Here is a 12,590-nt window from a genome sequence, read left to right as displayed (position 1 = left end):
TTCCCCTGCTCGCAGCGTCCGGCGCAATGGCGCCTTGGGAACGCGTGCGATTCTTGCTAAACCAGACGCGACGTCACGGCCCTGCATGAAGACAAGGGCGCGGCGCATCCAGCGGCCAGACCGGGCGCGGAACATCTGGAGGAACGCCGCCCATGGCGCAGCTCGACCGTTCGCTGATCGCCAACTCGCCGACATTCGCTGGCCTGCGTCCCGAAGCTTTGGACGACATTCTGGCCCAGGCGACGCCGCTCCGCGTGCCGAAGGGCGAGGCCGCTTTCCGCCAGGGCGAGCAGGCCGATCGCTTCTTCCTGCTGCTGCATGGCCGGTTGCGGGTAACGCGCCTGAACCCGCAAGGGCAGCAAATGGTGGTGCGATTCATTTCGCCGGGCGACATGTTCGGCGTCGCCATGGCCATCAAGGTCGAGGCCTATCCGGGCACGGCGACGGCGGCGATCGATTCGCTGGCCGTGAGCTGGCCCAATGCGGCATGGAAGGACCTGCTCGCGCGCCACCCCGGCCTCGCGGTCAATACGATGCAGGCGCTGGGAGCGCGCTTGCAGGCCTCTCAGGAGCGGATCCTCGACCTGTCGACCCAGCAGGTCGAGCAACGCATCGCCGGCGCCCTGCTTCAACTCGCCCAGCAGGCGGGCAAGAAGACGGACGACGGCACGCTCATCGACTTTCCGCTCTCGCGGCAGGATCTTGCCGAAATGACCGGGGCGACTCTGTTCACGGTCAGCCGCACTCTCAGCGCCTGGGAGGAGCGGGGCCTGGTCGAACGCGGGCGACAGCGCGTCGTGGTGCGCGACATGGCGGGTCTTCAGGCCCTCGCGAACAAGCAGGACTGACGCCGGGACTTAGCATTGCGGGCGGTCGTCACTTCTTCGTCAGGCCCTCGATTTTCGTCACGAATTTGTCGATGTCGAATTTGGCGTCGGCTTTCTGTAAGACGATCTCGCCCTCGCCGTCGAGCAGGGTAATTGCGGCCGAATGGTCGAAGCCGCCCTTGTCGTCGCGGCGATAGCGCACGCCGAGCGCCGCCGCCAGATCGCGGACCGCCTTGTCGTCGCCGTGATAAAGCGACCATTGCGCGGGGTCGAGGCCGCGCTCGTCGGCATAGGCCTTGGCTGAACCCACATCACGCGTCTCCTGCGCAGCGAAAGCCGAGATTGTCCTGGCTGTAGGCCGCCTTCAGGCTGGCGCGCGAAGCGTAGCGCATGAAGGCGGGATAATCGGCGGGATCGCGCACGCCCGTGGCGCCGCCGCCGCAGAATTGCGCATCGTCCTTGCTCGACGTGTTGCGCTCAGGCTGCCCTGCGGAAGCGCAAGGAAAATCCATTCAGGCGGCGCGTCAAGGAGGACGTGAAAAAGCGGGCGCGCCATGTGCGCGCCCGCTGAGTGTTTCGGCCGGGCAAAGTGATTTGAAACGTCCGCGCGTTGCCCCCGGGGCGGAATCAGGGCGTCAGAGCGAAGCCGCTGTAACCGCTTTCCGCGGCCTCCGAGCATTTCTGCCGATAGGTCCCGACGCCTCCGGTATAGGACAGCACGCGGCGCGGCTTGCCCGGCACGTTGGAGCCCGTGTACCAGGAATTGGTCTTCGAGATCAGCGTGGCGTTCGCGGTCTCGTCATGGTGGCGCACCCAGCTGTCCTCAAGCTCCGCCGTGGGCTCGATCACCGCGACGCCCTTGTCGCGAATATAGCGGATGCAGTCGCTGATCCATTCCGTCTGCTGTTGCAGGCAGGTGGTCATGTTGCAGAGCGCAGCCGAGGGCGCCAGCGGCGCGCCGGTCATGAACAGATTGGGATAGCCATAGACCTGAATGCCATAGGTCGTGCGGATGTCCTTGCCCCAGTCCTGCTTGAGCGAGCGGCCGTCGCGGCCCTGGATGTCGATGCGGGTCAGCGCGCCGGTGCCGGCGTCAAAGCCGGTCGCCAGAACGATCACGTCCAGTTCATGAACGACGCCATCCGCCGTCTTGACGCCTTCCGGGACAATCTCGACAATCGGATTGTCCTTCACGCTGACCGCCTTCACATTCGGCCGGTGATAGACTTCGAGATAATTGGTTTCGAGCGGCACGCGATGGGTGCCGAAGCCGTAATCCTTCGGGATCAGGATATCGCACAGCTCGGGATCCTTGAGGCGCGCGCGCATCTTTTCGCGCACGAATTCGGAAATCTCCTCGCTCACGGCTTCGTCGAAGAACATTTCGGCGAAGGAGGCGAGCCAGAGCTTCAGCGAACCATTCTGGTGGATTTCCTCCAGCACCTCGCGACGGCGCTCGGGCGTCAGGTCGGCCCAGGTGTAGAGGAAATCATATTCGAAGCCGGTGAAGGTGTGGGGCAGCGTCTTCTTCAGCTCGTCGAAGCGATCCTTGTAGGCCTTGACGTCGCTCTCGCTGAATTTCGGATTCTTCATCGGCAGGACATATTGCGGCGTGCGCACGAAAACGGTCAGTTCGCCGACCTTGTCCGCGATGGTCTGGATCACCTGGATTCCGGTGGCGCCGATGCCGACCACGCCGACCTTCTTGCCCTCCAGCTCGATCTTTCCATGCGGCCAGCGCGCGGTGTGAAAAATGCGGCCCTTGAAGCTGTTCTGGCCGGGGAACATCTCGCTCATCGGCGCCGAAAGCATGCCGCAGCAGGTGACGAGAAACTGGGCGTCGATGACCTCGCCGGCCTCGGTGCGAACAATCCAGCGGCGCGTGTCTTCATTGTAATGCGCGCTCGCGATCCGCGTGCTGAACTGGATGTCCTTGCGCAGGTCGAGGCTGTCGGCGACATAATGCATCCAGCGTTCGATTTCCGGCTGCCCGGGGAAGCGCTCGCTCCAGCTCCAGCCTTTGTAAAGCTCTTCCGAAAAAAGATATTGATAAATATAGGCCTCGGAATCGAAGCGCGCGCCCGGATAACGATTCCAGTACCAGGTGCCGCCGACATCCGAAGCCGTGTCATAGGCGCGAACGTTCAGGCCCATCTTGCGCAACTGGTAGAGCTGATAGAGTCCCGCCACTCCGGCGCCAATGATGACGGCGTCCAGCTTCTTCGCCCTGTCCGTAGTCCGAACCGTCGTATTCATATTGAGAATTCCTCCAACTGAACGCCGCGATTCTTGTGCGGGGCGCGCGGCGAATTCGGTTTTGTTTGTTTGACCCGCGTCCCGAAATTAGGCGCGGCGCGGGCGCGGGTATTGAACGGCCCGGACAAATCTTTGAACGATCCTGCGCGGCTCATTCCCGGACGGCCCAGCTCAAGACTTCGCCTTGCTCCAGCGCAGAAATCTGCCGATCCGGGACATTCGCCGCCGTTCCCGGGCGGCGCGCCGGCGGCGGCGATGTTTGACTGAGCGCCCGTCTGAACGATGCGAAATCCCGCGGCGAAGAAGCCGAAGGGGCTGTCAAACGACGCGTCGCGGGCGGGAGGGGAGGAACAAAGTGAAAATCACGCACTCGTCGACCATGGCCCTGGCGGCCGCATCGCTGCTCACCCTCGCGGCCGGCCCGGCCCGGGCGGGTTCGGAACTGCAACCCGGCACCTCGGTCGGCCTCGCGCTTGGCGCGCCTCTGCCCGAAGGCGTCTACAGCCTCACGCTGCCCAATTGGGGCGCGCGTTCGACAAACCCCGCCACCAATGTCGGCGTCCTCACGCCGCTCTGGCTGGTCTGGTCAACGCCCTGGACCCTCCTCGGAGGCCGGATCGGCTTCGACGCCGCGACCCCGGTCGCTCAGGTCGGCATCGACAATCCGGTCGGCCTGAACAAGGCGGGCTGGGCCAATCCGTTGGTCGAGGTCAGCCTGAAATGGGCGCTCGGCAATAATTTCTATTTCGGCGTGCATGAAGGCGTGCATCTGCCCGTCGAAGGTCCGCTCGAGCAGATCGGCGTCGCTTATAATTTCGCAAGCTTCATGCAGGTCGCCTCGCTGTCCTATCTCAACGACGGCTGGAACCTCACAGCCACCTTCGCCTATGGTACGGGCCGCAACGGAACGACACCGGGCTCTTTCGCGCCCTCCTGGCTCAATTACGATCTCACCGCGACCAAGACGTTCGGAAAATGGGAAGTCGGCCCGATCGCCTTCGGCTCGGCCGACCTGTCGAGCCCGTACCCCGGCTACGCCCGCCAGAGCCAGTTCGCCCTGGGCGGGCTGGTCGGCTACAATTTCGGGCCGCTCAACCTGCAGCTCAAGCTGACGACCGATCTCGCCGAGCGCAATTATGGCGGCCGGGACACGCGGATCTGGGCGAATATCGTCGTTCCTATCTGGCTCGCGCCCACCCCCAACCAGCAGATCGCCGCGAAATATTGATACTCCCGCGCGGCGGCAAGGCCGCGGCCGCCGTCGCAGGCGGCCGCGGACAAGCTTGTCATCGCCGCGCAATGCGTATCAAATTCGTCGGACGACCAGGCGGGCCAGCCAGACATGACGCCGAAGAACGTCAGGGGCCGCGCCACAGGGAGGGTTGATGCTGGCGCTGGACCGCGCACTGCTTCTGGACGCCCATGGGCGGCCGATCACGAAGCATTGCAAGACGAGCTCGGACGATTGGGACGAAGTCCAGGACTTCTCCAATCGCTTTTACATGCCTTACAGCGTCACGCCGGTCGGGAAGAACCTGCGGCCGAAATCCGTCATGTACGCCACCAATATCAACCGCATCGTGGTGACGCGATTCAGCTATGGCGTGCCGATCTATCTCAGCAAATTCGATCCCGCTCACGGCAAGATCATCGTCCTGACGACGCTGCGCGGCCATCTCAAGCATTCGGTCGGCGCGACCGGCAGCGCGATCACCGCGCGCGGCGAGAGCTTCGTCGCCGATTGCAGCCGGGCTGAATATTGGCTCGAAGGCGACGCCCAGCATCTGCAGATCAACCTGACCATTCCGCATGACGTCGTCGAGGAAGTCGCACGGAGCTGGTTCGACACGACGCCGGACGAAAGATTGTGGCGGGAAAAGGTGAAATTCGGGGGCGGTGATTCGAGCTGGATGGCGCTGCTCGAATATGCGGCCCGGCTGCTGTCCGAGGCGCCGGAGAAGCTCGCGAGCGGGCGAATCGGCGCTCATCTCGAAGAAGCGATCTGCGTCGAACTGCTGCGCAACTGGGCGGGCCTCGCCAATGTCTCGCTTACCCGCGAACCATGTGGCGCAGCGCCGCGCCATGTGAAATGGGCGGAGAATTTCATCCGCGCCGAAGCCGCCAAGGCCCCGACCATCGCGGAAATCGCGAAGGAGGCCGGCGTGAGCGTCCGCGCTCTGTCCGACGCCTTCAGGCGCTTCCGAAATACGACGCCCGGCGCCTTCCTGCGCGAGCAGCGGCTGCAAGGCGTGCGCGACGCGCTCCTCGCGGCCGGCCCCGGCGAAACCGTCGCCTCGATTGCTTCCTGCTGGGGCTATGTGAATTTCGGCATGTTCGCGCGCGCCTATCAGCAGCGTTTTGGCGAATTGCCCTCGAAAACGCTCGGCCGGGCGCGCGACCGCTAGGCCGCCACGCCAAATTGGCGCGCAAAATGCGTGACGCGGCTCCGACCCGGCGTTTTGGTCGGGTTTCCAACATAGAAAAGTACAAGGAGCCGATCTTGCCCTCATTGCAAGAAACCCGCGCCACCGTGACATTGGCGCCCGCGAAAACTGCCGGACTGGCCGATCTGGGCGCGCCATTGGAAGGCGCCATGGTCAAGAAGGGCCGCGTGCATGAGTACCTGCAACATCTGACCGACGGCAAGATCGGTCGTCGCTTCCAGGATATTCGCGTCATCGGGATCAAGACCGTCGAGACGGGGGTCCCTTCCGCCAAAATTTTCGTCCAGTTCGAGGTGTTCGGCGACAACACGGCGGCGCCGGCAAACGGGGTCGGTTTCGAAGCGGTCCTCTTTGCGGGCTCGCAGGAATTGGCCAGCCTGTCGTCGAGCAGCCTGTTCCTGCCCTACGCCAATTTCTGGTATCCGAACCGCTTTGTGTTCGACGTGCCGATCTCCGACTTCGATCAAGCCGACCGCGTGGACTTCATCGCCAAGCCGGAGGAGGTTCGCGCCGCCTAGTAGAGGCGTCGACCGATCCAGCGATCTTCTCCGGGGCCCGCCGTGGCCTCGGAGCGACCTCGCGCCTGAATCCGCCTGCCTGTCCAGAGCCCAAACTGAGCAAAGCCCCATGAGCTATCCCCTCGTCAAACGCGTGTCGCATCGGCGGCTCGGCGAAATGCTGCGGATGATGTTGAGCGATCAGGTTTATTTCGATCTGACCCTGGAAGAGGGCCGAACATTGTCACGCGCTTTCACCGCCGTGGCCCATGACTGGCGGCGCACCGACTTCATCTATTTGAGCCCGGTCGGAGCCGATGTCGAATTTTCGGCAGCAGTTGCGCAAGACGGCGTGCGCGTGGAGACGGCGGACGGAGGGCGCCATTTGAATTGGGACGATGTGACGGAATTGGCCGAGCGGCTTGCCGTGGAGTGAGGCGCGGCGGCCCGCGATTGCTCGCCTCGCTCCTTCGTCGCCACACCAAGGGCCTTCCGAAAACTTCCGCCGAATTGGGACATTCGCCGCCGCCGCGAGGCGGCGCCTTTCGTTTCGCCGTGCTGTATTCCGGGATGCGTTCGGCAAGACCGCACGTCCGCCGAGAAGGTCCGGCGGACCCGCACAATCGAAGGCGCCAGCAAAGCGCGCCGAGCGGAAAACCGGGAGGAAAGAGTGATCGTCAATTCCTATTACAGCCAGGAAATCCATGGCCCCTATGAACTTCATGACATCGGCGACTTCGCCCTTGAGGAAGGCGGGACCATCAAGAACTGCCAGCTGGCTGTCGCCACTTACGGCAAGCTCAACGCCGCCAAGGACAACGCGATCCTGATCACCACCTGGTATTCCGGGACGTCGAAGATCATGAGCGACGTCTATGTCGGCGAAGGCCGCGCGCTCGATCCCGACAAATATTTCATCGTCATCGTCAATCAGATCGGTAGCGGACTGTCGACTTCCCCGCATAATACGGACGGCCCGAACGGCATGGCGAATTTCCCGAAGGTCCGGATCGCCGACGATGTTCGCGCCCAGCACAAGTTGCTGACCGAGACCTTCGGAATCACCAGCCTCGCGCTGGTGACCGGCGGTTCGATGGGCGCCCAGCAGACCTATGAATGGGCCGTCGCCTACCCCGAAATGGTGCGCCGCGCCGCGCCGATCGCGGGGACCGCCAGGACCACCGATCACGACTTCCTGTTCGCCGACGCCGTGCGTGACACATTGCTGTCCGACCCCGGGTTCAACGGCGGCGATTACGCAGCCTCGTCGGACGTCGCGGCAGGATTGCGCAATCAGGCCAAGCTCTGGTCGGTCATGGGCTGGAGCACGGAATTCTATGTCCAGCAACGCCCGAAGGCTCTGGGCTTCGAGACCATCGACGCGTTCATCGATGGTTTCATGAACGGCTATTTCGGCCCGATGGACCCGAATGACCTATTGTGCCTGGCCTGGAAATGGCAGCGCGCCGACGTGTCGCGGCATACCGGCGGGGATCTCGCCGCCGCGCTGAAGCGCATCAAAGCCAAGACCTTCGTCTTGCCAATCCAGACGGACATGTTCTTCCCGCCAGTCGATTGCGCCCGCGAGGCGGACCTGATCCCCGGCGCCGAATTGCGCGTGCTCAAGACGATCGACGGCCATCTCGGCCTGTTCGGAACCGACGCGGAATATGTGCGCCAGGTCGATGCGCATCTGATGGAATTGCTGGCGACCCCAGCCTGAACGCCGACGAGTTCTTTTGACTTTTTGTTCGCGCATGCGAATCTCGACGATGCGACGGCGCCAATCCCGCCGCATCGCCATAACAGGCTGAAAAGTCGAAAACGACAGAGGCCGCAGGGAGGATATGCCCGTGGGTGCGCTCGTGCCGCCGGAAGACTTGCCCAATTGGGTGCCCGGGAACGTGCTTTGCGCCAGCGATGATCTCGGCTGGAAAAGCGTTTTTCTACGCTCCTATCATTATCTCGGCCAGGACGTGATCGTGCCGGCAATGCGCGATTTCATGATCGTCGGCTATCGGCTCGGCGCCACGCCGATGCAAAGGCGCTTCGACGGCCAGTGGTCGCACGCGACCTGCGCGCCGGGCGCGGTCTCGCTGCTGACCCGGGCCGAGCAATCGCACTGGTTCTGGAGCGAGACCATCGACGTCACCCATGTCTATCTGGCGCAGGACCTCGTGCTCGACGTGGCGAGCGAAATCATGGAGCGCCCGATCGCGGAGGTGACGCTCGCCGACGTTTTGCATCTTGAGGACCCAGTAATCACCTTCGCGCTTCAGGCGATCGCCGCCGAAGCGCAGACGCAGGGGCTCGGCGGCCCGCTCTATGTCGAGACGCTGGCGCGCGGCCTGATCATCCATCTGATGCGCAAATACGCCTCGATCAAGCCTGACCGCGACCTGCAGGGCGGCAGGCTCAGCTCCCAGCAGCGGCGCCGGATCGATGACTACATCGACAGCCATCTCGACGAGTCGATCGATCTGAAATCCCTTGCCGATCTGGTCGATCTGCCCCCGTGCAATTTCGCCCGGCGGTTCAAGCGCGCGACCGGAACGGCGCCCTATGCCTATGTCCTCGACCGCAGGCTTGAGCGCGCGCATCGGCTGCTCGCCTTCACCTCCTTGCCGATCAAGGAAATCTCGGCAAGCTGCGGCTTCGCCGACCAGGCGCATCTGACCCGCCTGTTCGTGCGGAGCCGGGATCGAACCCCCGCCGCCTTTCGCAAGGAATTTGGCAAGGCGGCGCTGACGCGAGGTTGAGCCATAGGTCCGTGACGGCGCTAGTCCTTCAGCGCGGCCCCCAGCGCGTCGAGCAGCTGGCCTGTGCCCTGCTCGCGCGAACCGCCATCGTCATAGCCGTCGAGGAACACGCCCTGCTCGGTGACCAGGAGCCTGGTCGTCCCCTCGCCCGCATGAAGCTGCAAGGTTGCGAGCGACACGGATATCTTCTTGTCGTCAAGATGCATTTCGTAGCTGTAGACCAGCCGCTGGTTCGGAATCACGTCGTGATAAATGGCGTCGAAGGTCGAAACGACGCCCCCTTCCCAACGCCCTTTCAGCCGCTCGCTGCCGCCGGCCCGCACGTCCATGCGCCGTTCGAGCAGTTCCCAACGTCCGGGCGCGCCGGCGAACCATTTGGCCTTGGCCGCTTCATCCGTCAGCGCCTTCCACACGCGCGCGACCGGCGCGTCATAGACGCGCTCCAGATGGAAGGTCGCGTGGGCCGCCGAGCGCCGCCCGGTTTCGGCCCCGCCCTGCATGCGGATGACTTCCTTTTCCAGCTTGTCGAGCGTGGTGCGCCATCCCTCGGACGCGCCCCGCACCATCGGCCCGGCCAGCGCGGCGTCGAACAGGGTATAGGTCTGCGTCACGTCCATCCGCGTTCCGCCGAGCGCGTCGGAAAAATCGACCTCGGTATGGGCGCGGAACAACAGGCCGCCAGCCGCATTCGGGACCTCCATGTCGATCACCAGCCTCGAATGCGGCGTGACTTCGACGAAAACCCCGCGCGTCCAGTGCTCCTGGCCGGCCGGCGAGCGCATGCAGACATGGAACGGGCCACCAACGCGCATCTCGACTTCGGCTTCAGGGACCGAATAGGTTTCCGGGCAGAACCAGCGCTTGACGTGCTCCGCCGAACTCCAGGCGTTGAAAACGGTCTCCCGCCGGGCGTGAAAGATGCGGGATAGCCTGAGCGGCGGCGGTTGGCGCAGTTTCGCGTCCGCGTTCGGATCAGTGACTTGAGCCATCGTCTCCTCCTTCACTTTCAAGCGTTTTCAGATATTCGCCGAGACGGTCGAGGCGGCCCTGCCATTCGATCCGCCGCGCATTGATCCATTGTTCGGCCTGGCTGAGCGCCGCCGGATCGATGGCGCAGGTGCGCACCCGTCCGACCTTCTCCGATCGCACCAGCCCCGCTGCCTCCAGGACGTCGAGATGCTGCATGACTGCGGGCAGCGACATGGGCAAGGGCCTGGCCAGTTCGCTGACCGGGGCCGGGCCGCGGCTCAGTCGCTCGACCATGGCCCGGCGAGCCGGGTCGGCGAGGGCGTTGAACAAGCGGTTGAGATCAGCCTGTTGGTTAAGCATTTACCTAACTATCATGCCCCAGACAGTTAGGCAAGTGCTTTAGTATTGAAAATCCGACTCCGGCGGACGGCGCGCCGGGAACAGGGCCGAGCGCAAAATACCGCTATTCAATCCCGGCGTTTCTGCGCCATCCTGCGCACGACGGGCGCGTCCTGACGAAAAGCGCATTCCCCGGGCGACCGGGGCGGAGGGCCAATGAAAGACCCATATGAGATTTTGAGCGTCGCGCGCGACGCGGAGCCGGCGGACATCCGCAAGGCCTACCATCGGCTGGCCAAGAAACTGCACCCCGATCTCAATCCCGGCGACAAGGAGGCCGAGAGCCGCTTCAAGGAAGCCGCCAGCGCTTATGACCTGTTGTCGGACCCCGAAAAGCGGCGGCGGTTCGATAGCGGCGAAATCGACGCGTCGGGCGCGGAAAAGCCGCCTGAGAGATATTACCGCGATTACGCCGCCGAGGCTGGCCCCGGCTATCGTTACGAGAACCAGTCCGGCTACGCCGATTTCATGGATAATGACGATTTCCTCGCGGAAATGTTCCGGCGGCAGGCGCGTCGGGCGCGCGGCGCGGATGCACATTACCGGCTTGCCGTCGATTTTCTCGACGCCGTCAATGGCGCCACCAAGCGGATCAGCCTGCCGGAAGGCGGCTCGCTCGACGTCGCCATTCCGCCCGGCCTGCAGGATGGGCAGATACTTCGCCTGCGCGGCAAGGGCGGCGCCGCGCCCGGCGAAGGCGACCCAGGCGACGCGCTGGTGGAAGTGTCGATCAACCCGCACCCGTTCTTCACTCGCCACGGCGACAATATTCATCTCGATCTGCCGGTGACCTTCGGCGAAGTCGTGCTTGGCGCGGAGATCAAGACGCCGACGCCGACGGGGCCGGTCATGCTGAAGACGCCGAAGGGATCGAACACGGGCACGGTTCTGCGGCTGAAAGGGAAAGGCGCGCCCCGGCGCAACGGGCGCGGTGACCTGCTGGTCAAGCTCAGGATCGTGGCGCCGATGGAACCGAACGCCGAACTTGAGGCTTTTCTCGCCAGTTGGGCGCCCGCCAATTACGATCCGCGCCGGGACATGAAGCCATGATCATCACCAAGCTGGAATTTCTCGAACGGGCCCGCATTGATCCTCCGACCCTGGAGGTCTGGATCGAAGAGGAATGGCTCATTCCAACCCGGTCGGCGCCGGAGCCGGTCTTTTCCGAAGCTGATCTGGCGCGGGCGAAGCTAATTCACGACCTGATCGACGACATGGGCGTCAATTCTGAAGGCGTCGGCGTCGTGCTGAGCCTGCTGGACCAGATTCATGGACTGCGCCGGGCGATGGCCGAAGTCCTGAAGGAGGTCCACAACAGGTCCGGACATTCCGGGGAACAAAGCGCTGGGCCTTCGGGGAATGAAGTTCATGACGGGGGGTGATCGACGGGACCTATATCGGCGATCGGGAGACATCCATCTGGCCGGAGCGCCCCCCCCAACGGACAGGGCCGGAGCGCTGAAATTGGCGACAAACTCGGGAGCGAGTTCATGGCTGAAGTGAAACATCTGATCGAGGAATGGATCGAGATGCGGGCGACGTTCCAGCGCCAGCTCAAGTTGCTGGAATCCGGCGAAATTCACGCCGGAGAAAGCAGCACGGCGCAAGCGACGGTTGCACGGATCAAGGCGTTGATCGACGAGTTGAACGGGCTGCTGAAGGAATTTTCGCGGACCCACGCGCTGTAAATCCCGGCGCATTAAAGTCGGCGAGACGCTGTATTGGCGTATTGGCGCCCCAAGCGACCCGCCTCAGGCGCCGGCCCCGGCGGCGGAAGGCGACGCCTTTCGCCAATAATAGACCTGTCCGAGAATTGCGCCGAGGGTGGCGGCGAACATGTCCGATTGGGTGTCCCAGGGATCGCCCTGCGCTCCGAGAAAGGCGTCGGCGTCCTCGCCGAGCAACAGGGCCGCCCACCATTCGATGAATTCATAGGTCACGCTGATGGCCATGCAAGTCGTGACGGAGAGGAAGAAAACCCAGCCCTTGCTCGCGACGCCAGCCCTGCGCCGCAGGATTTCGGCGGCGATCAGGGACGGAACGAAGCCCTGAAAGAGATGTCCAAGACGGTCGTAGGGATTGCGCGCGAGCCCAAACAGATCCCGAACCCATTCCCCCGGCGGCGCCTTGGCGTAGGTGTAATGGCCTCCGATCATCAGCACGAGGCCATGAACGCAGATGAGAAAGAGAATATAGCGCGGCAGGGGAAAGCTTGTCCTCGTGGCGAGCAGGACCGGGATGGCGATGAAGACCGGAAAGACCTCCAGCGCCCAGGTCAGGCGATCCCCCGGGAAGACGCCCGAAACTGCAAGCCCCAGGATCCAGACGCCGATGACCCATGCAACATCGTTTTTTGCTTTCATCGCCGGCCCCTTCCGATGAACTGTCCCGCGGACAGGATCAGCCGGCAATATTGAACAGGACGCAAACGGAAAGCGA

Annotated in this window: 16 protein-coding genes; 10 read left to right on the top strand and 6 right to left on the bottom strand. The window is 63.6% G+C overall.

What is annotated here, in order from left to right; genetic code table 11:
• Nucleotides 1-152: 152 nt before the first annotated feature.
• Nucleotides 153-848 (top strand): Crp/Fnr family transcriptional regulator, encoded by a 696-nt coding sequence (locus tag QM467_RS14380; RefSeq protein WP_283367022.1) that lies wholly within the window; start codon nucleotides 153-155, stop codon nucleotides 846-848.
• 28 nt (nucleotides 849-876) lie between these two features.
• On the opposite strand, the gene QM467_RS14375 is transcribed toward QM467_RS14380, so the two are convergent.
• From QM467_RS14375 to QM467_RS14365, 3 genes are all read right to left on the bottom strand, one after another.
• Nucleotides 877-1,137: an SCO family protein gene (locus tag QM467_RS14375; RefSeq protein WP_283367021.1), complete on the bottom strand. Its 261-nt coding sequence runs from the start codon at nucleotides 1,135-1,137 to the stop codon at nucleotides 877-879.
• A gap of 1 nt (nucleotide 1,138) precedes the next feature.
• Nucleotides 1,139-1,339 (bottom strand): hypothetical protein, encoded by a 201-nt coding sequence (locus QM467_RS14370; protein ID WP_283367020.1) that lies wholly within the window; start codon nucleotides 1,337-1,339, stop codon nucleotides 1,139-1,141.
• 115 nt (nucleotides 1,340-1,454) lie between these two features.
• Nucleotides 1,455-3,083: a flavin-containing monooxygenase gene (locus tag QM467_RS14365; protein ID WP_283367019.1), complete on the bottom strand. Its 1,629-nt coding sequence runs from the start codon at nucleotides 3,081-3,083 to the stop codon at nucleotides 1,455-1,457.
• 355 nt (nucleotides 3,084-3,438) lie between these two features.
• On the opposite strand from QM467_RS14365, the gene QM467_RS14360 reads away from it, so the two are divergent.
• From QM467_RS14360 to QM467_RS14335, 6 genes are all read left to right on the top strand, one after another.
• Entirely contained in the window at nucleotides 3,439-4,311 is an 873-nt protein-coding gene (locus tag QM467_RS14360) for a transporter (protein ID WP_283367018.1), read from the top strand.
• A 157-nt stretch (nucleotides 4,312-4,468) separates the two neighbouring features.
• Nucleotides 4,469-5,488: a helix-turn-helix transcriptional regulator gene (locus tag QM467_RS14355; RefSeq protein ID WP_283367017.1), complete on the top strand. Its 1,020-nt coding sequence runs from the start codon at nucleotides 4,469-4,471 to the stop codon at nucleotides 5,486-5,488.
• A 95-nt stretch (nucleotides 5,489-5,583) separates the two neighbouring features.
• The gene (locus QM467_RS14350; protein ID WP_283367016.1) at nucleotides 5,584-6,045 is read left to right on the top strand and encodes a hypothetical protein; all 462 of its coding nucleotides are present in this window, start codon (nucleotides 5,584-5,586) and stop codon (nucleotides 6,043-6,045) included.
• Between the two features lie 109 nt (nucleotides 6,046-6,154).
• Nucleotides 6,155-6,460: a hypothetical protein gene (locus tag QM467_RS14345; RefSeq protein WP_283367015.1), complete on the top strand. Its 306-nt coding sequence runs from the start codon at nucleotides 6,155-6,157 to the stop codon at nucleotides 6,458-6,460.
• A 234-nt stretch (nucleotides 6,461-6,694) separates the two neighbouring features.
• Nucleotides 6,695-7,747 (top strand): alpha/beta fold hydrolase, encoded by a 1,053-nt coding sequence (locus tag QM467_RS14340; RefSeq protein ID WP_342395130.1) that lies wholly within the window; start codon nucleotides 6,695-6,697, stop codon nucleotides 7,745-7,747.
• Nucleotides 7,748-7,877: 130 nt separating this feature from the next.
• The gene (locus QM467_RS14335; protein ID WP_283367014.1) at nucleotides 7,878-8,783 is read left to right on the top strand and encodes a helix-turn-helix domain-containing protein; all 906 of its coding nucleotides are present in this window, start codon (nucleotides 7,878-7,880) and stop codon (nucleotides 8,781-8,783) included.
• A gap of 20 nt (nucleotides 8,784-8,803) precedes the next feature.
• Here the strand turns inward: QM467_RS14335 and QM467_RS14330 are convergent, their stop codons facing one another.
• Together QM467_RS14330 and QM467_RS14325 are read right to left on the bottom strand one after the other, a co-directional pair.
• Nucleotides 8,804-9,772, bottom strand: coding sequence for an SRPBCC family protein (locus tag QM467_RS14330; RefSeq protein ID WP_283367013.1), 969 nt, complete (start codon nucleotides 9,770-9,772; stop codon nucleotides 8,804-8,806).
• Complete coding sequence (locus tag QM467_RS14325) at nucleotides 9,756-10,112, bottom strand: ArsR/SmtB family transcription factor (protein ID WP_283367012.1); 357 nt, start codon at nucleotides 10,110-10,112, stop codon at nucleotides 9,756-9,758. Before QM467_RS14325 ends, QM467_RS14330 begins: the two co-directional genes overlap by 17 nt.
• Nucleotides 10,113-10,307: 195 nt before the next feature.
• Here QM467_RS14325 and QM467_RS14320 point away from each other — a divergent pair, with 195 nt between their 5' ends.
• The 3 genes from QM467_RS14320 (at nucleotide 10,308) to QM467_RS14310 (ending at nucleotide 11,839) form a co-directional block, all read left to right on the top strand.
• Complete coding sequence (locus tag QM467_RS14320) at nucleotides 10,308-11,201, top strand: J domain-containing protein (RefSeq protein ID WP_283367011.1); 894 nt, start codon at nucleotides 10,308-10,310, stop codon at nucleotides 11,199-11,201.
• Nucleotides 11,198-11,533, top strand: a complete 336-nt coding sequence (locus tag QM467_RS14315) for a chaperone modulator CbpM (RefSeq protein WP_283367010.1) — start codon at nucleotides 11,198-11,200, stop codon at nucleotides 11,531-11,533. Before QM467_RS14320 ends, QM467_RS14315 begins: the two co-directional genes overlap by 4 nt.
• Nucleotides 11,534-11,641: 108 nt before the next feature.
• Nucleotides 11,642-11,839, top strand: a complete 198-nt coding sequence (locus QM467_RS14310; RefSeq protein WP_283367009.1) for a hypothetical protein — start codon at nucleotides 11,642-11,644, stop codon at nucleotides 11,837-11,839.
• 63 nt (nucleotides 11,840-11,902) lie between these two features.
• On the opposite strand, the gene QM467_RS14305 is transcribed toward QM467_RS14310, so the two are convergent.
• The gene (locus QM467_RS14305; protein WP_283367008.1) at nucleotides 11,903-12,514 is read right to left on the bottom strand and encodes a DUF2238 domain-containing protein; all 612 of its coding nucleotides are present in this window, start codon (nucleotides 12,512-12,514) and stop codon (nucleotides 11,903-11,905) included.
• Between the last annotated feature and the right edge of the window lie 76 nt (nucleotides 12,515-12,590).

This window comes from Rhodoblastus sp. 17X3 (assembly GCF_030056575.1).
Classification (GTDB): Bacteria; Pseudomonadota; Alphaproteobacteria; order Rhizobiales; family Beijerinckiaceae; genus Rhodoblastus.
This window is presented reverse-complemented; position numbering and strand designations above follow the sequence as displayed.

What these genes read in the sequence shown, in the direction of transcription:
- QM467_RS14315 (WP_283367010.1), top strand. Translation starts at nt 11,198, where the DNA reads ATGATCATCACCAAGCTGGAATTTCTCGAACGGGCCCGCATTGATCCT.
- QM467_RS14305 (WP_283367008.1), bottom strand. Translation starts at nt 12,514, where the DNA reads ATGAAAGCAAAAAACGATGTTGCATGGGTCATCGGCGTCTGGATCCTG.
- QM467_RS14355 (WP_283367017.1), top strand. Translation starts at nt 4,469, where the DNA reads ATGCTGGCGCTGGACCGCGCACTGCTTCTGGACGCCCATGGGCGGCCG.
- QM467_RS14370 (WP_283367020.1), bottom strand. Translation starts at nt 1,339, where the DNA reads ATGGATTTTCCTTGCGCTTCCGCAGGGCAGCCTGAGCGCAACACGTCG.
- QM467_RS14310 (WP_283367009.1), top strand. Translation starts at nt 11,642, where the DNA reads ATGGCTGAAGTGAAACATCTGATCGAGGAATGGATCGAGATGCGGGCG.
- QM467_RS14380 (WP_283367022.1), top strand. Translation starts at nt 153, where the DNA reads ATGGCGCAGCTCGACCGTTCGCTGATCGCCAACTCGCCGACATTCGCT.
- QM467_RS14365 (WP_283367019.1), bottom strand. Translation starts at nt 3,083, where the DNA reads ATGAATACGACGGTTCGGACTACGGACAGGGCGAAGAAGCTGGACGCC.
- QM467_RS14330 (WP_283367013.1), bottom strand. Translation starts at nt 9,772, where the DNA reads ATGGCTCAAGTCACTGATCCGAACGCGGACGCGAAACTGCGCCAACCG.
- QM467_RS14345 (WP_283367015.1), top strand. Translation starts at nt 6,155, where the DNA reads ATGAGCTATCCCCTCGTCAAACGCGTGTCGCATCGGCGGCTCGGCGAA.
- QM467_RS14325 (WP_283367012.1), bottom strand. Translation starts at nt 10,112, where the DNA reads ATGCTTAACCAACAGGCTGATCTCAACCGCTTGTTCAACGCCCTCGCC.
- QM467_RS14320 (WP_283367011.1), top strand. Translation starts at nt 10,308, where the DNA reads ATGAAAGACCCATATGAGATTTTGAGCGTCGCGCGCGACGCGGAGCCG.